Annotated in this window: 23 protein-coding genes; 11 read left to right on the top strand and 12 right to left on the bottom strand. The window is 59.5% G+C overall.

All coding sequences use genetic code 11. From position 1 onward, the window contains the following. Positions 1–21: 21 nt before the first annotated feature. The 3 genes from GOW04_RS01970 to GOW04_RS01960 all read right to left on the bottom strand — a co-directional run bounded on the left by GOW04_RS01970 (position 22) and on the right by GOW04_RS01960 (position 2,184). Positions 22–483: a host attachment protein gene (locus GOW04_RS01970; RefSeq protein ID WP_171231389.1), complete on the bottom strand. Its 462-nt coding sequence runs from the start codon at positions 481–483 to the stop codon at positions 22–24. Between the two features lie 218 nt (positions 484–701). Next, positions 702–1,544 (bottom strand): metallophosphoesterase, encoded by an 843-nt coding sequence (locus tag GOW04_RS01965; protein ID WP_371814340.1) that lies wholly within the window; start codon positions 1,542–1,544, stop codon positions 702–704. Between the two features lie 40 nt (positions 1,545–1,584). Next, positions 1,585–2,184: a superoxide dismutase gene (locus GOW04_RS01960; protein ID WP_170343869.1), complete on the bottom strand. Its 600-nt coding sequence runs from the start codon at positions 2,182–2,184 to the stop codon at positions 1,585–1,587. Between the two features lie 43 nt (positions 2,185–2,227). Between GOW04_RS01960 and GOW04_RS01955 the strand changes: the two genes are divergently transcribed. Together GOW04_RS01955 and GOW04_RS01950 are read left to right on the top strand one after the other, a co-directional pair. Further along, entirely contained in the window at positions 2,228–3,046 is an 819-nt protein-coding gene (locus tag GOW04_RS01955; RefSeq protein WP_254430049.1) for an FkbM family methyltransferase, read from the top strand. 63 nt (positions 3,047–3,109) lie between these two features. Next, complete coding sequence (locus GOW04_RS01950; protein ID WP_217356885.1) at positions 3,110–3,541, top strand: hypothetical protein; 432 nt, start codon at positions 3,110–3,112, stop codon at positions 3,539–3,541. A gap of 33 nt (positions 3,542–3,574) precedes the next feature. Here GOW04_RS01950 and GOW04_RS01945 read toward each other — a convergent pair whose 3' ends face one another. From GOW04_RS01945 to GOW04_RS01930, 4 genes are all read right to left on the bottom strand, one after another. Continuing rightward, complete coding sequence (locus tag GOW04_RS01945) at positions 3,575–4,141, bottom strand: sarcosine oxidase subunit gamma (RefSeq protein ID WP_171167529.1); 567 nt, start codon at positions 4,139–4,141, stop codon at positions 3,575–3,577. Beyond that, positions 4,134–7,148: a sarcosine oxidase subunit alpha family protein gene (locus tag GOW04_RS01940; protein ID WP_171231386.1), complete on the bottom strand. Its 3,015-nt coding sequence runs from the start codon at positions 7,146–7,148 to the stop codon at positions 4,134–4,136. The genes GOW04_RS01945 and GOW04_RS01940 overlap by 8 nt, the downstream gene beginning before the upstream one ends. A gap of 67 nt (positions 7,149–7,215) precedes the next feature. Beyond that, positions 7,216–7,545, bottom strand: coding sequence for a sarcosine oxidase subunit delta (locus GOW04_RS01935; RefSeq protein WP_152458389.1), 330 nt, complete (start codon positions 7,543–7,545; stop codon positions 7,216–7,218). A 75-nt stretch (positions 7,546–7,620) separates the two neighbouring features. After that, a complete protein-coding gene (locus tag GOW04_RS01930; protein WP_171231385.1) occupies positions 7,621–8,865 on the bottom strand; it encodes a sarcosine oxidase subunit beta family protein in 1,245 nt (414 codons plus the stop codon). Between the two features lie 176 nt (positions 8,866–9,041). Here GOW04_RS01930 and ccmI point away from each other — a divergent pair, with 176 nt between their 5' ends. From ccmI to GOW04_RS01915, 3 genes are read left to right on the top strand one after another with little or no spacing between them, the layout of a single operon-like run. Continuing rightward, positions 9,042–10,262 carry a c-type cytochrome biogenesis protein CcmI gene (ccmI, locus tag GOW04_RS01925; RefSeq protein WP_171231384.1) on the top strand — a complete coding sequence of 407 codons (1,221 nt, stop codon included), beginning with the start codon at positions 9,042–9,044 and terminating at the stop codon, positions 10,260–10,262. Next, positions 10,259–10,723: a Holliday junction resolvase RuvX gene (ruvX, locus tag GOW04_RS01920; RefSeq protein ID WP_152458392.1), complete on the top strand. Its 465-nt coding sequence runs from the start codon at positions 10,259–10,261 to the stop codon at positions 10,721–10,723. Before ccmI ends, ruvX begins: the two co-directional genes overlap by 4 nt. Before the next feature lie 17 nt (positions 10,724–10,740). Next, positions 10,741–10,974 (top strand): DUF1289 domain-containing protein, encoded by a 234-nt coding sequence (locus GOW04_RS01915; RefSeq protein ID WP_152458393.1) that lies wholly within the window; start codon positions 10,741–10,743, stop codon positions 10,972–10,974. A gap of 653 nt (positions 10,975–11,627) precedes the next feature. Here the strand turns inward: GOW04_RS01915 and GOW04_RS01910 are convergent. The 5 genes from GOW04_RS01910 to GOW04_RS01890 all read right to left on the bottom strand — a co-directional run bounded on the left by GOW04_RS01910 (position 11,628) and on the right by GOW04_RS01890 (position 15,748). Further along, the gene (locus GOW04_RS01910; protein ID WP_171228047.1) at positions 11,628–12,356 is read right to left on the bottom strand and encodes an STAS/SEC14 domain-containing protein; all 729 of its coding nucleotides are present in this window, start codon (positions 12,354–12,356) and stop codon (positions 11,628–11,630) included. 36 nt (positions 12,357–12,392) lie between these two features. Further along, entirely contained in the window at positions 12,393–13,148 is a 756-nt protein-coding gene (locus GOW04_RS01905; RefSeq protein ID WP_371814339.1) for a hypothetical protein, read from the bottom strand. Positions 13,149–13,171: 23 nt separating this feature from the next. Continuing rightward, positions 13,172–13,996 carry a sulfite exporter TauE/SafE family protein gene (locus GOW04_RS01900; protein WP_171231382.1) on the bottom strand — a complete coding sequence of 275 codons (825 nt, stop codon included), beginning with the start codon at positions 13,994–13,996 and terminating at the stop codon, positions 13,172–13,174. A gap of 15 nt (positions 13,997–14,011) precedes the next feature. After that, complete coding sequence (gene dusA / locus GOW04_RS01895; RefSeq protein ID WP_371814338.1) at positions 14,012–15,007, bottom strand: tRNA dihydrouridine(20/20a) synthase DusA; 996 nt, start codon at positions 15,005–15,007, stop codon at positions 14,012–14,014. A gap of 138 nt (positions 15,008–15,145) precedes the next feature. Continuing rightward, positions 15,146–15,748 carry a TetR/AcrR family transcriptional regulator gene (locus GOW04_RS01890; protein ID WP_171231380.1) on the bottom strand — a complete coding sequence of 201 codons (603 nt, stop codon included), beginning with the start codon at positions 15,746–15,748 and terminating at the stop codon, positions 15,146–15,148. Positions 15,749–15,889: 141 nt separating this feature from the next. On the opposite strand from GOW04_RS01890, the gene GOW04_RS01885 reads away from it, so the two are divergent. From GOW04_RS01885 to GOW04_RS01860, 6 genes are all read left to right on the top strand, one after another. Continuing rightward, the gene (locus GOW04_RS01885; RefSeq protein ID WP_152458467.1) at positions 15,890–16,354 is read left to right on the top strand and encodes a (2Fe-2S)-binding protein; all 465 of its coding nucleotides are present in this window, start codon (positions 15,890–15,892) and stop codon (positions 16,352–16,354) included. Between the two features lie 3 nt (positions 16,355–16,357). Beyond that, positions 16,358–18,544 (top strand): xanthine dehydrogenase family protein molybdopterin-binding subunit, encoded by a 2,187-nt coding sequence (locus tag GOW04_RS01880; protein ID WP_171231379.1) that lies wholly within the window; start codon positions 16,358–16,360, stop codon positions 18,542–18,544. Between the two features lie 133 nt (positions 18,545–18,677). Continuing rightward, positions 18,678–19,997, top strand: coding sequence for a glutamine synthetase family protein (locus tag GOW04_RS01875; RefSeq protein WP_171167501.1), 1,320 nt, complete (start codon positions 18,678–18,680; stop codon positions 19,995–19,997). A gap of 58 nt (positions 19,998–20,055) precedes the next feature. Then, positions 20,056–20,736: a type 1 glutamine amidotransferase gene (locus GOW04_RS01870; protein WP_171115235.1), complete on the top strand. Its 681-nt coding sequence runs from the start codon at positions 20,056–20,058 to the stop codon at positions 20,734–20,736. Continuing rightward, the gene (locus GOW04_RS01865; RefSeq protein WP_152458471.1) at positions 20,736–22,094 is read left to right on the top strand and encodes a glutamine synthetase family protein; all 1,359 of its coding nucleotides are present in this window, start codon (positions 20,736–20,738) and stop codon (positions 22,092–22,094) included. Before GOW04_RS01870 ends, GOW04_RS01865 begins: the two co-directional genes overlap by 1 nt. Positions 22,095–22,102: 8 nt before the next feature. Beyond that, positions 22,103–23,407, top strand: a complete 1,305-nt coding sequence (locus tag GOW04_RS01860) for an FAD-binding oxidoreductase (protein ID WP_171115233.1) — start codon at positions 22,103–22,105, stop codon at positions 23,405–23,407. The last annotated feature ends 109 nt before the right edge of the window (positions 23,408–23,516 follow it).

Below are 23,516 nucleotides of genomic sequence, written 5' to 3'. Positions count from 1 at the left end.
TCGAACCGCCCGCCGTATTGATCAGGCCAGTCTGGCTTTGGGTTGCAGACTGTGGCGCACCACCTGTTCGACCTTGTGCAAAGGATGATTGGTCAGGGTCTTGTTGACCTCGGCCACGACCTTTCCCAGCACCTCGCTGTGCAACCGACGCCGCAACAAGCCCAGAACATGAGGGCTGGCCACCAGAACCAGCTTGTCATAGGCCCCTTTCAGCCCCTTGCGATTCAACAGGTTCGCCAGATCCTGCACGAACAGAGATTTTGCGTGCGCCTTCCACGTGGGTTCTTCAATTGCCGATTTCTGTTTTGGTCCGCCGTCGTTGCGACGACCTGCGCGGTCCGTCGGTTTTCCGGTCGGGCCGTCTTGTTCTTCGACAGCGACGACGACAAGGTTGGGATCGTCGGCATCGGTGATATTCTCCATCACCAGCGCTTTCTCTCCATCTGCAACAATAACCCAAGTTCCCTGTGTAAGTGCGACCATTGCGATCTCCTGATTAGGTTGTGTTCTGGGTATCCCTCGACCTGCCGGACATGCGGGGTTGTTGACGCACGAACAGTGCGCAGCCCAATCATTGTTTGAATTGATATGCAGTTTCTCCCTCTACCCTACAGAGATGTGTACTGGAAAACAGCAAACAAGGTACCGTCGTGCAGAAAGGGCACGTATCGGCGGGTTTTCACCGGCTGGTCATCAACCCTTTAGGCGGACATCTCGACAACGGTGATTTCGGGCGTCACGCCCAGACGAACCGGCAGGATCGAGCAGCCGATACCGCCCGAAACGACCAGATCGCGCCCATCTTCGCGTACATGGCCATAGGCATAGCGATTGCCGAATTTCGATGGCACCACAGGCGACCAGCCGAACAGGCGCACCTGGCCACCATGTGTGTGCCCAGAAAGGGTCAACGCCACCCGCCCGGGCACAGTGGGAAACACATCGGGCTCATGCGCCATCATCACAACCGGAGCGTCATCGGTGATCTGCGCCAGAGTACCTTCCAGATCGTCCAATCCTTGCGGCTTGCCGTTGCGCCAGATCGCCAGCTGATCCTCGAGCCCGGCCAACCAGATGCCCTGAGTTTCGAGTTTGATCGCGGCATTGGACAACACCGAAATGCCGTTCTGTTCCAGAATTTCGGCATAGCGATTGGGCCCGGACCCGCGCCGCTGAGCCGACCTGTCATCCCACCAGTCGTGATTGCCCAGAACGGCAAAGACACCATTCTTCGCCTCAAGCCCGGCAAGCACAGGGGCCAGGTCCTGCATCTTGACCGTGTCCGAGACACCTTTGTGGCTTGCAAAGAAATCACCCAACAGCAGGATCACGTCCGGAGCCAGCGCATTGGTTCGACGGACCACCTGCTTTACGCGGTTCAGGCCGACATAGGGCTCGCCCACATGCATATCGGACAGTACGGCGATTCTGAGCGGCGGCGCTGTCCAGTCGTCCCGCTGAATGCGCCATTTGCGCACGCGCAACCGAACCGCGGGTTCAATGATGAACCCGTAGGCGGCCGTGACAAGGCCTGCCAGCGTCACCGCCAGCAGGCCCTTTATAAACCGACGTCGGTTCAATACGTTACATCCGCGATGCGACGTTTTCCCAGTTCACCAGATTGTCGAGGAAGTTCGACAGGTAGGCTGGACGCTTGTTGCGGAAATCGATGTAGTAGGAGTGCTCCCAAACGTCGCAACCCAGCAGCGCGGTTTGACCAAAGCACAGTGGGTTCACGCCATTCTCAGTCTTTGTGACGGCCAGCGAGCCATCGGCGTTCTTGACCAGCCAGGCCCAGCCCGAACCGAACTGACCCGCACCTGCGGCACTGAATTGCGACTTGAATTCATCTACCGAACCGAAGCTTTCGGTCAGCGCCTTTTCCAGCTCGCCCGGCATGGCGCTGTCGCCCGGCCCCATCATTTCCCAGAACTGGTTGTGGTTCCACAACTGGCTGATGTTGTTGAAGATACCGTTTTGTGCCACGGCGTTTGCGTCGTAAGTACCAACGATGATCTCTTCCAGCGACTTGCCGTCCCATTCGGTGCCGGCGATCAGCTTGTTGCCGTTGTCGACATAGGCCTTGTGGTGCAGGTCGTGGTGATATTCCAACGTTTCCGCGGACATACCCTTGGCTGCCAGCGCGTCATGTGCATAAGGAAGATCAGGAAGTTCAAAAGCCATGTCGGCCCCCTGTTTAAATGTAAGTTGCGGTTCCCAAGGTTAAATGCTTTGGCAACCGCCGCAGGTCAAGGGGCGTGGCAAGAAAACCCGGAGGCAGGCGATGCTGACACAGGCGCGCAAGATGTTCTATCGCGCCCGCGGATATTATGCGGGCAATCTGAACGGCGAGCCGTTTCGTCTGGACCCGTACCATTCGAAATTCTGGCGCAAAGCCACTGCGGGCGCTTGGGAACCTGAAACATTTGCAGTTCTTGACCGGTTCCTGTCCCCTCAGAGCGACTATCTGGACATCGGCGCGTGGATTGGCCCTACGGTGCTGTATGGTGCGCGAAGGGCGCGGCATGTCTGGTGTTTTGAGCCTGACCCGACCGCGTTTCGGCATCTGGCATGGAATCTTGATCTGAACGACGTTCAGAACGTTTCGGCATTCGGGGTCGCCCTGTCAGATCGATTTGGTGTGGCACGCATGGCCTCTGTGCGCGGTGAACCCGGGGATTCTACCAGTTCGCTTCTGCACGACGGGGCGCATGGGTCTGACGCGCTGACGATCGCCTGGGACCAATTCGAAAAAACAAACGACCTGTCTCGGGTTTCGCTGGTCAAAATGGACATCGAGGGCGCGGAATTCATTGTTGCCCCCACTTTGTCCGCATGGCTGAAGAAACGCCGCCCCGCCCTTCTTCTGTCTCTTCATGCGCCTCTGCTTCCGGAAGACCAGAGGCACGAACGTGTCACCGCGTTGATGGATGAACTGGGTTATTACGCAAAGCTGTCGGATGACAAGGCGCAGCCTGTAAAGACTTCGGACTTGCTGACCGAAGACGGCCTGAACCGTTTTCACACCGTTCTCTTGCATGGGTAGAACGTCTGGCGTTTTTTTCTTCGTTCACGCGAGGTCCCGCTTGCGGCATTGATGTGTATCAGTTTGAGTGCACACACCAAGAATCATACCCAAGTGGATAAAATGAAAAGACTTTTACCGATTGCAGTCGCCGCATTTCTTGCACAAACCGCTGCGGCAGAAACGGTTACCTATCATTGCAAGATGACCAAACAGGACGCCCATGGCTGGATTGCGCCAGAGTATGCGTTCCGGATCGACCCCGCCGCATCTTCGGCGATGGCCGCCACTTCGTACCAGGATTGGGCCAAGGCAAAATTCAAAGACCGCGGCGCCAAGGGATACCGTATTATCTGGAACCTCGATCAAAAAATGGTTGCCGGCGGCAATGTCCGCGTTCGATATCAGGCGAACCTGAAAACAACCGACAATACGGTCGCCGTCCGCATGGCATTCGTTCAGGGAAATTTCGCGAACAAACCTTTCGGAGTCGGGACCTGTTCGACAGTCAAGTAAGAAAAAGCCCCGGATGAACCGGGGCTTTTTTGTTCAGTAGACCCCGACTTCACTGCCGGGCTGTGCTGCCACCTTGAGCAGTTTGAACACGTAATCCGCAGCGGAACGGAAGCAGACCACGCGGAAGGTCTGTTCATCATCCATCCAGAAAGCACCGGCCACCTGCGCCAGACGCGTGCGGCGGATCTGGCCGGGCAGGAATGCATCCGCCGACAGATCGACAGGTGCGACCTTGCCCAGTACCTCTCTTGCGCTGGCACCAGAGACGCTGAAGACGGCGCGGGCATCCGAGACATTGACCGCCAAAGCATGGGTCCCACTCAGGGCACCGACCATGTCGGCCAGTTTGGCTTCGACCTCGGCATAAGGCACCAGAACCAGCAACTCGTCTGTCGACATCCAAGCCACGCCGGTATCGCCAGTCACAAGCACCTGGCGCTGACCCGGCACTTTCTGACCGGTTGCATCCTTGACGGCCTTGGCCAGCACCTTGTCGGACAGGTCGCCGCGCAGGGTTATCATGCCTTGCAGGCCGCATTCCTGGACCTTGGCGATGCCGTCATAGCTGGCGTGGTTCAATGCGCTGATGGGTTCAGACATTCTGCTTCTCCCCGTCCTTGTCATAAAAGATCGGGTCCACGATCTTGGCTTTGTAGGTTTTGCCGTCCGTCCCCGGGAACTCGACGATCTCGCCCATGCGGTCGGGGCCGTGCTTGATCAGCCCCATGGCGATGCCTTTGCCCAGATTGGCCGAGTAATATGTCGACGTCACACGGCCGATCATGTTGCGCTGACCGTTGGCGTTGACGCCTTCGCCCACCGCGTAAGCACCATCCGGCAGAACCGATCCGTCCACAGTCTCGAGACCGACCAGCTTCCAGCGCTCGGGATCCGCCATGTGGCTGCGGGAATGAGCGCGTTTGCCCAGATAATCCTCTTTCTTCTTGGACAGCGCCCAGTGCAGCCCCAGATCCTGCGGGATCACGGTGCCGTCGGTCTCGTCCCCGATCATGATAAAGCCCTTCTCGGCCCGCAGGATGTGCAGACATTCGGTTCCATACGGCATCACGCCGAACTCTTTGCCTGCCTCCATCAAGGCATCCCAGAACGCCTGACCCTGGCTGGCGGGAACAGCGATTTCATAAGACAGCTCGCCCGAGAACGAAATGCGGTAGGCCCGGCAATCGAAGCCTCCGATCTTGCCATCGCGCCATTCCATGAACGGCAGCGCCTCTTTGCTGACATCCATGCCGCCCAACTTTTCAAGCACCTTGCGGGCATTGGGGCCGACCACGGCGACCTGCGCGTATTGCTCGGTCACGTTGGCGACATAGACTTTCCAGTCCCACCATTCGGTCTGAAGCCATTCTTCCATGTGACCATGGATACGCTCGGCCCCGCCGGTGGTGGTGTGGCACAGCCATGTGTCCTCGTCGATGCGGGCGACAACGCCGTCGTCGATCAGGAAGCCGTTTTCCGAACACATCAGGCCATAGCGGCATTTGCTGACCTTCAGCGTGGACATCATGTTGGTGTACATCATGTCCAGGAACTTGCCGGCATCCGGGCCTTTGACGATCAGTTTGCCCAGCGTCGAGGCATCCAGCAGGCCAAGGTTCTCGCGGGTGTTCTTGACCTCTCGATTGACCGCGTCATGCACGGATTCACCGGGGCGGACATAGGCATAGGCCCGGCGCCAGTGACCCACCGGCTCCCAGTCGGCGCCGTTCCTGTCGTGCCAGTTGTGCATCGGTGTCCGACGGATCGGCTGAAAGACCTCACCCCGGGCCTCACCGCCGATCGCACCCATCGAGATAGGCGTATAGGGCGGGCGGAAGGTGGTTGTGCCAACTTTGGGAATCTCGGATTCCAGCGCATCAGCAAGGATCGCCAATCCGTTGATGTTGCTCAACTTACCCTGATCGGTCGCCATGCCCAGCGTGGTATAGCGCTTGGTGTGTTCGACGCTTTCATACCCTTCGCGCGCGGCCAGTTGGACGTCAGAAACCTTGACGTCGTTCTGGAAATCCAGCCAGGATTTCATGCGCAATTGGACTTCTGCATTTGCCGGCATCAGCCAGACTGCTTCCATCGGCGCTTCGGCGGTTGTTTCCCCTGCGGGCGCCTTGGTGTTCTTGGGCTTGAAGCCAGCCGCCTTGGCGGCCGCCTTACCGGCCGCATGGGCGTCTGTCAGAACATCTTGCAACGCCAGAGGACCGTTGGACGCGCCAGCAGCAACAACGAACCCTTTGCCGTCGGCCCCCAGCGGCGGACGCTGAGGATCCGGCCGGAAATGCGCGTTCGCCTCATCCCAGATCAGCTTGCCCCCGCAATGGGACCACATGTGCACGACCGGAGACCAGCCGCCGGACATGGCGACTGCATCCGCCTCAACCTCTTCACGCGCGCCACCAACGCCTTCCTGATTGCAGATGGCGACTTTCTTGACGCGCTTGCCGCCCTTGACCTTGGCAATGGCCTTGCCCGGATCAACGCGGATACCCAACTGGCGAGCTTCTTCCGCCGAAGGTCCGGCCGTTGCGCGTGCGTCAACAATGCGCAAAACATCCACACCTGCCTGTTTCAGGATAATCGCGGTGCGGTAAGCGTCATCATTGTTGGTGGCGACGATGACCCGATCGCCCGGAGTAACCCCCCAGTTCACGACATAGTCGCGCATGGCCGATGCCAGCATCACACCTGGAACATCGTTGCCAGCAAAGGACAATGGTCTTTCAATTGCACCCGTTGCCGTTACAATTTGCTTGGCGCGAATACGCCACAAGCGGTGGCGCGGGCCCTGCACGCCCGGCGTGTGATCCGTCAGGCGCTCGTATCCCAACACATAACCATGGTCGTGAACACCCGCTCCCATGCAGCGCGTGCGCATGATGACGTTGTCCATTGTTTCGAGTTCGGAAACCAATTGTTCCACGAACTTATCCACAGGCTCACCATCCACGGTGCCGCCGTCAACCGGAGCGCGACCGCCCCAATGCGCGGTCTGCTCGATCAGCAGGACCTTGGCACCGGATTGTGCCGCCGCCTTGGCCGCCTGCAAACCAGCCACACCGCCGCCGATCACCAGAACATCGGTAAAGGCGTAGAAATGTTCATAGGTGTCGGCATCCCGGTTGTCTTTGTCAGGCGCCTTGCCCAACCCCGCCGACTGCCGGATGAACGGTTCGTAGACGTGTTTCCAGAAAGGTTTGGGGTGGATGAACGTCTTGTAGTAGAAGCCGGCCGGCAGAAACCGGGCAAAGGCCGTGTTCACCGCACCGATGTCATATTCAAGACTTGGCCAATGGTTCTGTGAAATCGCGGTCAAGCCGTTGAACACCTCGGTCGTCGTGGCACGCTGGTTCGGCTCGAACCGGTTGCCCTGCCCCAGGCCGACAAGCGCGTTTGGCTCTTCCGCGCCGCTGGCGACAACGCCGCGGGGACGGTGGTATTTGAACGACCGGCCAACCATCATCTGGTCATTGGCCAACAGGGCCGAGGCAAGCGTATCCCCCTCATATGCCTGCATCGAGGTTCCGTTGAATGTGAATGTGACCTTTTTCGACCGGTCAATCAGCCGGCCTTGTTTTGCGAGACGGGTGCTCATTGTGCGGGCCTTTCGCATGTGGAGGCGTCAAAGCCTCCGGCGGGAGTATTTTTGAAAAGATGAAGCATCAGGAGAACTCTCTCCACGTCCAGCCGGGCCGTTTGGCAGTGATGGCATCCTTGATGTCTTGCGGCGGCTCGGTGACCTGCGCGGAATAGGTGCCGAACACTTCGAGTGTCTGCGTGCAGCGCGCGGCGTGGAACCACTTGCCGCAGCCATTGGCGTGCCGCCAGCGCTCGAAATGAACACCTTTCGGGTTTTCACGCATGAACAGATAGTCGTGGAATTCGTCATCGGACGAGCCCGGACCGAAACGCTTCAGATGCGCTTCGCCGCCGGCGGCCAATTCGGTTTCTTCGGCGTCTACGCCGCAATAGGGGCAATTCAGGATTAGCATGTTGTCATCCTTTTGGCGGTCAGTCGGCGCGGGGGCCGACCTGAATTCTGTTTTCTGGCACCTTCGGGAATCCCCCTAGTGCGCCACCCCGGCGGCGACGCTTTCGTCGATGAAGCGGCCTTCCTTGAAGCGGTCCATCGAGAAGGCTTCGGTCAGCGGTGAATGGCCTGTCGCCATCAACTGTGCCATCCCCCAGCCGGAACCCGGAATCGCCTTGAAACCACCGGTGCCCCAGCCGCCATTGATAAAGCAGCCCTGCAACGGTGTTTTCGACAGGATGGGCGAACGGTCACCGGTCATGTCCACGATCCCGCCCCACTGGCGCAGCATCTTCAGGCGCGAAATCATCGGGAAGGTTTCGACCAGCGCCCGCACCGTTTCCTCGATATGGTGGAACGACCCGCGCTGCGTGAAGTTGTTGAACCCGTCGGTTCCCCCGCCGATCACCATTTCGCCCTTGTCGGATTGCGACATGTAGCCGTGCACGGTGTTGGCCATCACGACCACATCCATGCAGGGTTTGATGGGCTCGGACACCAGTGCCTGCAACGCGACGGCTTCCAGCGGCAGGCGGAAGCCCGCCATCTCGGCCAACTGACCCGAATGGCCCGCGACGACGATGCCCAGCTTGTCACAATCGATGGCACCCTTGGTGGTATCGACCCCGACAACGCGACCTTTGTCCGAGCGCACACCGGTGACTTCGCATTGCTGGATGATATCCATACCCATCGCCGAACAGGCTCGCGCATAGCCCCACGCCACTGCATCATGGCGCGCAGTGCCCCCGCGTTCCTGCCAAAGGCCGCCCAGAACCGGATACCGGGGGCCGTCCAGATTGATGATTGGCACCAGTTGCTTGACGCGCTCGGGGCCGATCCATTCCGTCTTGACACCTTGCAGCGCGTTGGCATGGGCCGTGCGCTGGTAGCCGCGGATCTCGTGCTGGGTCTGCGCCAGCATGATGACGCCGCGCGGGCTGAACATGATGTTGTAGTTCAGTTCCTGGCTCAGGTCCTCGTAAAGGCTGCGCGCTTTCTCGTAGATCGCCGCCGACGGGTCTTGCAGATAGTTCGAACGGATGATCGTCGTGTTGCGACCGGTATTGCCTCCGCCCAGCCAGCCTTTTTCGATAACCGCGACATTCTGGATGCCATAGTTCTTGCCAAGGTAATACGCGGTCGCCAGACCATGACCGCCAGCACCAACGATGATGACGTCATAGCGCTTCTTGGGTTCGGGTGAGCGCCAGGCGCGCTCCCATCCGGTGTGATAGCGCAGAGCTTCCCGCGCCACAGCAAAGGCTGAATAGTGTTTCATGTGCGAATCCATCCGGTTCGGTGATTGGGCGCAGATATGCCGTGTGACGGCATTTTAACCCTGCCGTGCAACGCCGCAATATCGCACTATTGCGACATGTCGCTCATTCGCGGCCATTTGTCCCTTTTGTCGGACGCCTCACAGGTCTAAGTCAGGGCAGCATCCTCGGAGGGACCATGACGTTCTGGGTTCTGATTTTTCTTGTCGCGCTGCTGATCGCAGCTTTTCTCTGCTTTACCCTGCTGCGCAAACGCCGTGGGGATGAACCCGCGGCGGCATACGACCTGCGGGTTTATCGCGAACAGTTGGCCGGTGTGGACCGGGATCTGGCGCGCGGGGTCATTGGCGAGGCCGACGCTGAACGGGTGCGCACGGAAATTTCCCGTCGCATTCTGGCCGCAGATGATCAAATGAAAAAAGAGGGTGCCGGCGCCGGGCCATCTCGTGCGGTCTCGGTGTTGTCGATCCTGGCAATTTCGTTGCTTCTGATCGGCGGAGCATTGGCGATGTATCATCGCACCGGGGCCGTGGGTTTGCCTGACATGCCGCTGACCGCACGGCTTGAACTGGCCAAGGAAGTGCGCGCCAATCGGCCATCCCAAAGCGCTGCGGAAGAACTGGCGACCCCACCTCGACCTGCGCAGCTGGAAGAAAGCTATGCCTCGCTGCTGAAGCAGTTGCGGGAAACCGTTGCGAGCCGGCCGGATGATTTGCAGGGTCAGATGTTGCTGGCGCAGCACGAGACGAATGCGGGCAACTTCAAGGATGGGTACACCGCGCAGCAAAAGGTGATCGAGCTGTCCGGCGACAGCGCCACGGCTGATACCTATGCGGACCTGGCTGAAATGATGATTCTGGCCGCAGGGGGGTATGTCTCACCCGAAGCGGAACAGGCGCTGATCGAAGCGCTGAACCGTGACCCCCGTCACGGCCCGGCGCGCTATTATTGGGGGCAGATGCTGGCCCAGATCGGGCGGCCGGACCTTGCCTATCGCATGTGGGTCGAAACGTTGCAGGATTCCCCCGCGGGTGCGCCTTGGGCCGAAGCAATTCGGGCTCAGATCGACGAACTGGCCTTTCGGGCCGGCGTTTTCAATGCACCGGATCTGAGCACAGCACCCGGCCCCAGCCAGGAAGACATGGCCGCCGCCGCAGAGCTGAGCCCCGAAGAACGGCAGCAGATGATTCAGGGTATGGTGGACCAGCTGTCTGATCGGCTGGCGACAGAAGGCGGATCCCCCGAGGAATGGGCCCGCCTGATCGCGGCCTTGGGCGTTCTTGGCCAGGGCCAGCGCGCCATCGACATCCGCGATGAGGCCACGGAAGTCTTTGCCGGCAATTCAGAGGCGTTGCAGATCATCGATGCGGCGGCCCTTCAAGCCGGGATCGCTCAATGATCCATGACGCTTTCGAAGAATTTGCAGCCGCGCTGCAACCGATGAGTGCCCTGATGGGGCTGGACCTTGGGGAAAAGACAATCGGCGTCGCCGTGTCCGACCGCATGCGCGGTGTCGCCAGCCCGCTGGAAACGGTACGGCGCAAGAAATTCACGCTCGATTCCGCGCGCCTGATCGAAATTGTCACCGATCGCGAGATCGGGGGCATCTTGCTGGGCCTGCCCAAGAACATGGATGGCAGCGAAGGGCCAAGATGCCAGTCAACGCGGGCATTTGCGCGCAATTTGTCCCGCCTGACCGAATTGCCCATCGGATTTTGGGACGAGCGGCTCAGCACGGTTGCGGCAGAAAAAGCACTACTTGAGGCGGATACGACACGAAAACGTCGCGGACAGGTTATTGATCACGTTGCGGCCAGTTATATCTTGCAAGGGGCGTTGGACAGGCTGCGCTTTTTGTAACGGGTCGGAGACCAGTGATGACGAATATGGTTTGGAAAAGGAATGAGGTCGAAAGCCCTTGTGTCCAGATCTGTGTCGTTCACCCGACTGAACGCATCTGTACCGGCTGCTATCGCACGATTGACGAAATCACCCGTTGGTCCAAGATGGACAGCAGCGAACGCGCCGAAATCATGGAAGATCTACCAACCAGAAAGCCGCGCCTCAGCAAACGTCGTGGCGGGCGTGCAGCGCGCATAAACGGTTCCTGAAGTCAGCCAGCCTGCTTTGGGGACGTATCCCTGTGGTCATTGGATTCGTCGCGGACCGACCCGTTTGTGTCTTGTCCGCGCAGCTCTGACTCGAACAGTGCCGCGATTTCGGATCTGCTTGTTTTTGCAGTCCCGTATTTTTTCGCTGCACGTTGGACATGCTTCGTGCTGGTCTTGTCCGCCTTGAAAACTGGCGTCTTGCGTGCCGCAAATCTTTCCATCAATAACCTAAGTGTCATCGCAAACTTCCCGCTTCCAATAACTGTGCCGCCGCGGGCCGAGTTCGAGCTCCTTAAAGGGGCCAGCTCATGAACGCATCTGTTCAACGTGAGTGGAGGCCCGCAGCGACACGGCGTAGGTAAGGACATTTCCGGTCAAATTTAGGGGGAAAACACAGGTTTTTTGGTCCGTGTTGACCTTAAGGTAAGAAATTCCACGGAAAAACCCACCAGTTCCCTTACGTCACAATTCTGGACCGGTACGGCATCAAGACCGGTTTCAAGACATGTGGTGCGTGTCGTTCCGCGAAATAAGCCAATCAGATTTGGTCAATTCGCGCTCAAAGGTGCTTTGTTCTGCCCAGAGAACAAAGCACGCAAGCCGCCTGTTGGCAGCAAGATCACAAGATGCAGGTTGGCGCGCAGAGCAGGGCCTTACCCAGCAGCCAGCCAGGTTTTGGCGTTTTCGATTTCCTCGGACGGAAAGAACTGAGTCCGTGTGCCCAATACATGACTGGCGACACGTTGTGCCATGTGCTGCCAGCTTTTGTCCCCGACGATGGCCGCGCGATCCAGTTGTCCGATGTGGCGGCTGGCCAGACGAAAATGCGCTGCAAGAGCGGACAACCCCTGCCAGCCGTCAAATTCCCGCAGGTCGATCAGCAACCGAAACCCGGAGCGGTCATGCAACAAAGCGTCCAGGTCGCGTTCGGCCTGCTTGTACTCCTCGGGGTCCAGTTTTCCCAAAAGGCTGATCTGCACACATGGGCCCTCAAGATCGGTCACGTGAATGGATCCCAGCGACTCGCGCATCCAGCGCCGGGCGGCTTCAAGCTCGGCCAGTTCAAAGACCTGAACGGGGCATGGCAGAATCGGGGCGGCCAATCGGATGCTGGTTTGCACCCAGCCCTGATCGGCAACAACCGCGATCCGGTCAAACCCCCGCCAGTGGCTGAGCCCCAGCTTGGTGTCGGACCAGGCCGCGCCCAAATCATACCCCTTGAACTCTGGCTGCACGATGGTCAAAAGCCGAACGGAATCGTGTTCTGTCAGCGCTGCTTCGATTGCAGGAACCAGGACATCGGCATAGTCGGCGCTGGTGACTTGCCCCGACAACTCTACTTCTATCAACGCACCATCAGAATTCGTATGGACCGTAATCATCGGTCAAAACCTCCAAAGCCAAACAATGACAGGAGGTTAAGTGGATTCGATCCATTCCGCCACACCCCCGGCACATTCCGGGCGGAAATAGGCGATCATCCGTCCATCCGGCCCTGCGCTTGCCGTTTCCGCCCAGGGGGCAACCCCGTGCAGGCAGAGGCGGTGCAGCACGTAAGCTTCGCCCGGCTTGGCCGGCAGTTCGGTTCGCGGGCAGGTTTCGAAAACCTCGCGACGGGCGGATTGGTAGATATCCGTAATATCGACTTCATGCAGACGCTCTTGTGGCGTCCCCGCAAGGGCGCGCCTGAACGCCGCGCCCAGGATATGATGGCTGCCTTCCCACAACACCATGGGCGACGCATCCGGGCTGGCCTCGGTCAGCGGTATGCCCAAAATCCAGGCGTGCGGTTCATCCACCCGGCGGCGACGATCCGGCCCCATCGGGCGCAAACCGTCCACATGAGCCGCGTCCCGATTTCTGCGATACCGCGCGGCGGCTTCGTTTTCCCCCCGGCGCGGGCGTGGATATCCCGGATGCATGACCGAGACTTGGCCTTTGTGAAGCGGCAACTGCCCGTAACGCCCTGCAATGAATGACATGGCGGTTCCGGCCAAAGGCCCCGATTGGCCGACCCTGCCCTGAGCGTCATTGGGCAACGCGTCAACACCGATGAACCACGTCCCGTCACAATCCAGCCAGTCAGCATGGGCCGGGTCCGTTACCGCGGCCCGTGCGGCAGGCAGCGCATGGCCTACCCAGGCCGCAAGCACTGGATCATACGGGAATTTCACCCAACCCCTGGCGCCAAAATCCTTCACAAACCCACCGCTTTGCGCAGCATATTGAGCGCCACCAGCGTAAGGAAAACGGCGAAAACGCGCTTCAAAGGTTTCGGATCCATCGCATGGGCCAGCCTCACCCCCCAGGGCGCGGTGATCATCGTCATTGCCACGACGATACAGAAGGCCACCAGATTGACCGCCCCAATGGTCAGCGGAGGCCGGTGTTCCGGTGCGATATCCAGAAACAAAAACCCGATGACCGAGGGCACGGCGATGATCACACCAAACCCGGCGGCGGTTGCGACGGCGCGGTGGATCTGCGTGTTGTAGAGGCTCATCAGCGGTACACCAAAACTGCCGCCGCCGATTCCCATCAGAACCGAAAGAAACCCGACCGCGGGGGACAGGATGGCCCGCTTTACCCCACCGGGCATAACATCACCCAGCCGCCATTCCGAACGACCCAGCCCCAGATAGGCCCCGATCACCATTCCCAATATGCCGAACAGCGCCTGCAAGGCTTCGGTCCGCAGGGCCGAGGCAACCAGAACCCCGATGATCGCACCGACGACGATCCCCGGCCCCCAACCGCGCAGGATATCCCAATCCACCGCACCCTTCTTGTTGTGCGCAAGAACGGATCGGACCGACGTCACGATGATCGTGGCCAGCGACGTGGCCAGACACAGTTGCATCAACTGCGGACCGCCGTAGCCAAGAGTTTGAAACGCATAGAAAAAGGCGGGCACCAAGACGATTCCACCGCCGACCCCCAGCAATCCGGCAAGCACGCCGGCCAGCGCTCCGATCACAAGCAAAAGGCCCAGCATCTGGGCCAGCAACATCGTCTCGGGCATCGTTCCCCCTGCCGCTTAAACTTCTGCCATGGGCGCCACTTGATCCAGCGCCCGCAGCATCACCTCGGGTCCGGCCCCATCCTGCACGGCCCCTTCCGACAAGGCGCGCCGCCATGCGCGGGCTCCGGGACGACCCGCGAAAAGGCCCAACATATGACGCGTGATCTGGTGCAAACGCCCGCCATTGGCAAGATGCCGCTCCACATAAGGCACCATATGTTGAACGATCGCGAACGGATCACGCGTTTTTCCGGTACCAAAGATGCGTCGGTCAGCATCCGACAGGACATCGCCCGGCTGATGGTACGCGGCCCGACCGATCATCACGCCATCAAGACCGGCTTCCAGATGAGCGGCTGCCTCGTCCAGCGTGTTGATGCCGCCATTGATCGATATGTGAAGATCCGAAAACTCATCCTTCATCCGATGCACAAGGTCATAGTCCAAAGGCGGAATATCCCGGTTTTCCTTGGGGCTCAGCCCTTGCAACCACGCCTTGCGGGCATGGATCGTCACCCTTTGGCACCCTGCCGCGCTGATGTGCCCAAGAAATGTGGGCAATACATCTTGGGGCTCTTGGTCATCGACCCCGATGCGGCATTTAACGGTGACATCCACGTTCACCGCTTCGCGCATGGCAGTCACGCAGTCGGCAACGCGGGCCGGGTCTTTCATCAAAACCGCGCCGAAAGTGCCGGATTGCACCCGATCCGACGGGCAGCCGCAGTTCAGATTGATCTCATCATACCCGGCCTCAGCCCCCAAACGCGCGGCCTGCGCCAGTTCTTCCGGGTCAGAGCCGCCGAGTTGCAAAGCAACCGGGTGTTCTTCAGGAGAATGGTCCAACAGATGCACCGCCCCGCCCCGCACGAGCGCCGGCGCCGTCACCATCTCGGTGTACAGCAACGTTTCCGCGCTGAGCAGCCGATGAAAATAGCGACAGTGGCGGTCTGTCCAATCCATCATGGGTGCCACGCTTAAACGCGCAGCCTGTGTTGCCTTGCCTGTCACAGCAACGCCTCCGTCCTGCTATGTTTCGAAATCCGATGGCCTGTCAGTGGTCTTGCCCACCCGAATCAAGTCAAAAAGCCCTAACACATCCCTCTGACGGCGTCCCGACGGCGACCGTCGGGATTCAGCTGTTTCCGATCAGACACCATATCGACTCATCACCATCTGGACACTGCTTTCGATCGTTTCCGTCATCTCGGCTTCGCCAAGCGCCCCACCCGTAAACAGCAGCGGCCAGAAGGCGCGCGCCTTGATCAGGCCAATGAATTCGCGCCCGGCCCGTTCCGGGTCATCGATCCGAAGCTGCCCATCCTCTGCCGCATCCTTGAGCATGGCAATGAATGTCGCCGTCTTGTCCAGCTTGCCCTGCGCTTCCGCCGCAAGCGTCGGGTTGCGCAAGGTTTCGCTGATCACCATCCGGGCCATCGCAATAACATCGGGCCGCATCAGAATGCGCCCTTCGGCCCAGGCCAGTTCAGTCAGTTGCGTACGAATGTCACGACCTTTTTCATACCGAATCTCCAGCACTTCAGCAAAGCGGCTGGACAATTCGACCACGATAGAGCGGAACAGGTTTTCTTTACTTTCAAAGTACTTGTACAACGTACGCTTGGACACTTCGGCCCGTGCTGAAATGCGGTCCATACTGGCCGCCGCAAAGCCCTTTTCCTGGAACTCTGCCACGGCAGCTTCGATGATCTGTGCGCGCTTGGACGCATTATGTGCGCTGCATTCGTTCATGTCAGAGCTATAGACCTGTTGACGCGCCTTGGTCAAACACTAGGTAAACGCAGAAGTTTACAGAGGCAAAATTATATGCCATGAGTAAACCCGCGAGTTTACCAATTGCGGAAACCAGCACCAACAGGAGACCCCCTCATCATGGCTCTTAAATTGAACCTGAACGGCACGACCCACGAGGTTGATGCCGAACCCGGAACGCCTCTTCTCTGGGTGATCCGAGACGAACTGAAACTGACCGGCACAAAATTCGGCTGCGGCGTGGCATCCTGCGGGGCCTGCACCGTGCACGTAAATGGTGAGCCCGTCCGTTCCTGTCAGACATTCATTGAAGACGTCGAAGACGCCGAAGTCACGACCATCGAAGCTGTCGGTGACGACAAGATCGGCGCCGCCGTACAACAGGCCTGGGTCGAACTGGATGTCGTCCAGTGCGGCTATTGCCAGTCGGGTCAGGTGATGTCGGCTGTCGGGCTGTTGTCCGAGAACCCGAAACCGTCAGTCCAGGAGATTGACGAGTACATGTCCGGCAATGCCTGCCGCTGCGCCACCTATCAACGCATTCGCGCCGGCATCCAGCGCGCGTCTGAAATTCTGGAGGCCTGATCCATGACCATCAACACTTCTCGCCGTGGGTTTCTGAAAAACGCCGCCGCTGCCGGTGCCGTCCTTCTGGTCGGCACCCGTCCGGACGGTGCGCTGGCCGCGGCCTCGTCCGAGACCGCGCAGTTCAATCCATTTGTGAAGATCGATGCCGATGGCACCGTGACCGCCATCGTCAAACACTTTGAAAAAGGTCAGGGCCCGGCGACCGGACTGCCGACGCTGATTGCCGAAGAAATCGGCCTGACCATGGACCAGATCGAATACGAGTTCGCCCCCTCGGATCCGAATGTCTACAACAACCTGCTGTTCGGCCCATTCCAGGGCACCGGCGGTTCGACCGCGATGGCGAATTCGTGGCTGCAATACCGTCAGGCCGGTGCTGCCGCGCGCGAAATGCTGATCAACGCCGCCGCGCAAAGCTGGGGCGTGGATGCATCCGGCATCACCATCGAAGACGGCATCGTGAAGGCAGGCGACAAGTCGGCTCCGATCGCTGAATTCGTGTCCGCTGCGTCGCAACTGGACGCTCCGGCAGAGCCACGCCTGAAGGACCCATCCGAATTCCGTCTGATCGGAAATGAAACGGTGCGCCGCAAGGATACGGCAATAAAAAGCAACGGCCAGGCGATGTTTGCCATGGACGTCCACCTGCCCAACCAGATGATCGCCATGATCAAACGCCCCGAAGCAAAGGGCGGCATCGCGCTGGGCTTTGATGACAGCGCATCGAAAGAGGTCAAAGGCTATATCAGCGCCGCGGTTCTGCCCAATCAGGCAGGCGTCGCGGTGTATGCCGAGAACACCTGGGCCGCGATTCAGGCACGCGATGCGCTTGAGGTCGAATGGGACATGTCCGGCGCGGAAACCCGCAACTCGGACCAGATCAAGGCCGAGATCATGGCCGCGCTGGAGGCTGAGCCCACGTATAACGTCAACAAGGCGGATTTTACCGCTGTGGCAGCCGCCATCGACGGCGCGGACAAGGTCGTTGAAAAAACGTTCTACTTCCCACTGCTGGCCCATGCCCCGATGGAACCGTTGAACTGCACCATCGAGCAGACCGCAGACGGAGACATCGTTCTGCATGACGGGGCACAAATGCCGACGGGTCCTCATATGGCCTACCAGCAGATCTTTGGCCTGCCGGCCGAGAAGATCCACATCAAAACCATGCTAGCAGGCGGGTCGTTCGGGCGCCGCGCCACCCCGGATGCGGATTATCAGGTCGAGGCCGCCCTGGCCTTTTTCGTCACTGACCGCTCGCGCCCGGTGAAACTGGTCTGGACGCGCGAAGACGACATTCGCAGCGGATATTACCGACCGGCCTTTGGCCACAAGGTCCGCGTGGGTCTGGACGCCGAAGGCAACATCGTCGGGTGGCAGCACCAGATTGCCGGCCAATCCGTGATCAAGGGCACCCCGTTCGAGGCTGTTCTGGTTCATGACGGCATCGACCACAGCTCGGTCGAAGGCGTTTCGGACAGCCCCTACAGCATCCCCGGCATGGCGGTGGGTCTGACCGACACGCCAAAGGCGACGACGGTTCTGTGGTGGCGCTCGGTCGGGCACACCCACACCGCCTATACGATGGAAACCATGATGGATCTGGTGGCCGAGGCCGCCGGTCGTGATCCGGTGGAGTTCCGTCTGGCCCATCTGTCCGACAGCGGCAACCCGGACCAGCAACGCAAGGCAGCTGTTTTGAAGCTGGCGGCCGAAAAGGCAAACTGGGGCAATGCGCCAGAAGGCCGGTCGCAGGGGATTGCCGTTCACAAGTCCTTTGGGTCTTACGCGGCTGAAGTGGTCGAAATCTCGGGCGATCCGGAAAGTGGCATCAGGATTGAAAAGGTCACCTGTGCCGTGGATTGCGGTATCGCCGTGAACCCCGATATCGTGCGGGCCCAGATGGAAGGCGGCATCGGCTATGGCATTGGCCATGTGATGCGTGACCAGATCACCCTGACAAGCGGGGCTGTGGATCAATACAACTTCCCGGATTACGAACCGCTGCGTATCGGGGATATTGCCGCAATCGACGTGCACATCATGCCATCGGCCGAAGCGCCGACCGGCGTCGGAGAACCCGGCACGCCACCGTCGGCACCGGCTTTGGCCAATGCGATCAAGGCCCTGTCAGGTTTGCATGTGGCGCAATTGCCCATGGAAGAACATGGCGTAAGCTTTGCCTGAAAACAGCTCTCCGCGCCGGTCAATACCGGCGCGGGGCGTCCCATGAAGCCCCAAGTCAGAATTTGATCAAATTTGGTGACAAAGCACATCCATTGAAGTAAATCACTGGGGAGTTTCACCGACGGAGCCCCCAATGGATCTGAGAGCCCTGCACAATTTTCGCGTTGCCGCATGTGACCTGAACGGTCAGATGCGGGGCAAACGCGTGCCCCCCGGCTATGCCGACAAACTGGGAAAAGGCGCCGTGCGAATGCCGTTTTCGGCACTGAACGTAGACCTGTGGGGCGCTGATATCGAAGGAAGCCCGCTGGTCTTTGAAACCGGCGACGCTGATGGGGTGCTGCGCCCGACCGAACGCGGCCCGGTCCCCGTGCCCTGGCTGGATACGGAAACAGCGCTGGTGCCGATGTGTCTGTATGATGATGACGGCGTACCCTTTCCGGGCGACCCGCGGCATGCCCTGTCCGCCACACTCGACCGCTATGCGCAACGCGGCTGGTCCGTTGTTGCCGCGACAGAGTTGGAGTTCACGCTCGTTGACGCTTCTGGCGCGCAGCCGCAACCGCCGGTGAATCCGATCACAGGGCGGCGCCTTGCGGATGAGGCCGTTCTGTCGGTTGCCGAAATGGACGCGTTCGAGGCGTTCTTTACCGACCTGTACGATGGCTGCGCCGCAATGGGCATCCCCGCGCAGACGGCCATTTCCGAAAGCGGCATCGGTCAGTTCGAAATCAACCTGAACCATCAGGACGCCATGCGCTGCGCTGATGATACGTGGCTTTTCAAGGCATTGACGCGTGGATTGGCGCGCAGGCACGGATTTGCGGCCACCTTCATGTCCAAGCCTTATGCCGATGACGCGGGCAACGGAATGCATGTGCATTTCTCGGTGTTGGACCAGAATGGGCACAATGTGTTCGACAACAACGGGCCGGAAGGCACCGAGATATTGCGGTCTGCCGTAGCGGGCTGTGTCGCGGCCATGCCGGGCAGTACGCTGATATTTGCACCCCACGGCAACTCCTACACACGGCTCGTACCGGGTGCACATGCGCCCACGGGCGCCTGCTGGGCCTATGAAAACCGAACCGCTGCCATTCGTATCCCGGGCGGGGCGCCCGCCGCACGGCGCATCGAACACCGCGTCGCCGGCGGGGACATAAACCCGTATCTGATGCTGACCGCAGTTCTGGGCGCGGCACTTGTCGGCATCGAGGACGGCTTGACCCCACCTGCCCCGATCATGGGGAACGCCTATGACATCGCGGACCTGCGTCAACTGATGCCGGATTGGTCGAGCGCGATTGACAGGTTCGCCACGGATCCCCTGGTGGCCCGGCTGTTCCCCGCTGACCTGATCCGCTATCTGACCATGACCAAGCGACAAGAGATCACCCGATTTGCGAACATCCCGCCCGAGGATCACTGGCTGTGCTATCTCGAGACGGTTTGAACCCCTTGCCGCGTCAACCAGTCTCGGTTAGGGTTAATTTGATCAAATTTGGTGACATATGAAAATCGGTATTCTACAAACCGGCCACACCCCCGAAGTGCTACAGGAAGAATTCGGGGATTATGACGAACTTTTCCCCGCGTTGCTGCGTGACAACGGGTTCGAGTTCGTGACCTTCGCCGTCGTGGACGGCACTTTCCCCGATGGTGCGGATGATGCGGATGGATGGATCATTACCGGATCGCGCCACGGGGTTTACGAGGACCTTCCCTGGATCGCCCCGCTGGAAGCGTTGGTGCGCGAGATCCGGGAAAGTGGAAAACCCCTGATCGGCGTTTGCTTTGGCCACCAGATCATTGCTCAGGCACTGGGTGGCAAGGTCGAGAAATTCTCGAAAGGATGGGCCGTAGGTCGTACGGAATACGAATATGACGGCAGCAGATTATGGCTGAATGCCTGGCATCAGGATCAGGTTGTCGAATTGCCGAAGGAAGCGCGGGTTCTGGGCCGGAATACCTTCTGCGAAAACGCGATGCTGGCTTATGGGGACACAATCTGGACAGTTCAGGCCCACCCGGAATTCACCAACGGATTCGTGGCAGGCCTGATGCGGACACGGGGCAAGGGCGTGGTGCCCGAAGACCTGATGCGCGAAGCCGCAAATCGCGAGACGGCCCCGGACGACAACGCCAAAATCGCGCGCCACATGGCCGAGTTTCTAAAGAAAGAGAGAGCCTGATGGCTGATTGGACCGACAAACTTCCGGAAGCCGCAAAGGCATATTTCCATGGGCAACGACTGGACGAAGTTGAATGCATCATTTCGGACCTGCCGGGGATTGCGCGCGGCAAGGCGGTGCCTGCATCAAAATTCGCAAAGCAATCCTATTTCCACCTGCCCGACAGCATCTTTTACCAGACCATCACAGGGGGCTGGGGCGAAGCGGCCGGCGATGACGGGTTCATCGAGAAGGATATGATCCTGAAGCCCGATTTCTCGACCACTTCCGCTGCGCCGTGGACGGGGGATTGGACATTGCAGGTGATCCACGACGCCTACGACCGGGATGACAATCCGATCCCCTACAGCCCGCGCAACGTGCTCAAGCGTGTTGTGCAGCTTTATCATGACAAGGGATGGAAGCCGGTTGTTGCGCCAGAGATGGAGTTCTTTCTGGTTGCCCCCAACGTGGACCCGGCGCAGGGCATCAAACCCATGATGGGGCGTTCCGGCCGTCCGGCCGCGGCGCGGCAGGCCTATTCCATGACGGCCGTGGACGAGTTTGGCCCGGTGATCGACGACATCTATGATTTCGCCGAGCATCAGGGGTTCGAGATCGATGGCATCACGCAGGAAGGCGGCGCCGGGCAGTTGGAAATCAACCTGCGTCACGGCAATCCGGTGAAACTGGCCGATGAAGTCTTCTATTTCAAACGTCTGATCCGCGAGGCCGCGCTGCGCCACAATTGTTTTGCCACCTTCATGGCCAAACCGATCGAGGAAGAGCCGGGCTCGGCTATGCATATCCATCACTCGATCATCGACATGGAAACCGGTCAGAACATCTTCTCTGGTCCTCAAGGGGGTGAGACGGACGCGTTTTATCACTTCATCGCCGGTTTGCAGAACCACCTGCCCGCCGGTCTGGCAGTCATGGCGCCCTATGTGAATTCCTACCGGCGCTATGTGAAAGATCACGCGGCACCGATCAACCTGGAATGGGCCCGTGACAACCGCACCACCGGTATTCGCGTGCCCCTGTCCGGCCCGGAATCGCGACGCGTCGAGAACCGCATCGCCGGGATGGACTGCAACCCGTATCTGGGCATCGCGCTGTCGCTGGCCTGCGGCTATCTTGGCCTGGTCGAGCAGGAACGCCCACGTCGTCAGTTCTATGGCGACGCTTATGAAGGCGAGGGCGATATCCCGCAGGTCATGGGCGAAGCGCTGGACCTGTTCGACGAGGCCACTGCCCTGCACGAGGTTCTGGGCCCTGAATTCGCCCGCGTTTACGGCATCGTCAAACGGGCCGAGTACGAAGAGTTCCTGCAGGTCATCTCTCCTTGGGAACGTGAACACCTGCTGATCAACGTCTGAGACCTTCCGTGAACCTGCTCTATTCCAATGACCGCAAAGGTGAGTACCCAGACAGCTGGTATGCTGCGACGGCAAATCCGATGGATCGCTTTCCTGCGTTGTCAGAAGACACCAAAGCGGATGTATGTGTAGTCGGTGGCGGTTATACGGGGCTGTCCGCGGCTCTTCATCTGGCCGAAGCCGGGTTCGACGTCGTGCTGCTTGAAGCGCACCGCGCGGGCTTTGGCGCGTCGGGCCGAAACGGCGGCCAGTTGGGCAGCGCGCAGCGGATGGATCAGGAAGACCTCGAACGTCTTGTTGGCGATGCTGACGCCGCCAAGCTGTGGGATTTGGCCGAAGACGCCAAGGATCTGGTCAAATCCCTGATCGCCAGACACCAGATCGCGTGTGACCTGAAACCCGGCATCGCCGTCCTGGGCCTGAGCAGATCTGAGCAGAAAGAACTGCATGACCACGCTGGCCATCTTTCTGAGCGGTACGGATATGACCAGATCGAATTGTTGGACGAAAACGCAGGTCACGCGCTTTGCCCATCACCCGCTTACAAGGGCGGGTATCTGGACATGGGTGCGGCACATCTGCACCCTTTGAACTTTGCGTTGGGATTGGCGCAAGCCGCGGCCAAAGCGGGCGTTCGCATCCATGAAAGCACCGAAGTGACCGGTATTGACGAGGGCCAGACGGCTGTGATCCGAACTGCTCACGGCAACGTTCGGGCCGAGCACGTCATTCTGGCCTGCAACGGGTATCTGGGCGACCTCAATCGTTCCGTCGCCGCCAGGGTCATGCCCATCAACAATTTCATTGCGGCCACCGAACCCCTTGGAGAGGACACCGCCCGGGTTTTGACCCGGGATGTGGCGGTTGCGGATACGAAATTCGTGGTGAACTATTTTCGCCTCAGCGCCGATGGCCGCCTCTTGTTCGGAGGCGGCGAAAGCTATGGCTATCGCTTTCCATCAGATGTCGCCGCCAAGGTCCGCAAACCCATGACCGAGATTTTCCCGAATTTGCGGGATGTGAAGATCGACTATGCCTGGGGCGGAACGCTGGCCATCACCATGCGGCGGATGCCGTATCTGGCCCGTGTCGCACCCAATATTCTTTCGGCTTCGGGATATTCCGGTCACGGTGTCGGCACTGCGACCCATGCCGGACAACTCATGGCGATGGCGATTCAGGGTCAGGCCGAAGGGTTTGACACGATGGCACGCGTGCCCGCGCTGTCTTTCCCCGGCGGCCCTGCCCTGCGCAGCCCGCTTCTGGTGCTGGCCATGACATGGTTCGCACTGCGCGACCGGCTTGGGGTCTGATCCACGTAAATTGCGACAGATTGGTGAATTTTCGCCTGCCCGGCGATTGAGGGCTTGGATTGCCTTCCGATTATCTTTATCTTTCCCAAAGATAGAATTCGGGAATTCC

Source organism: Ruegeria sp. HKCCA4812 (assembly GCF_013034245.1).
GTDB lineage: Bacteria > Pseudomonadota > Alphaproteobacteria > Rhodobacterales > Rhodobacteraceae > Ruegeria.
This window is presented reverse-complemented; position numbering and strand designations above follow the sequence as displayed.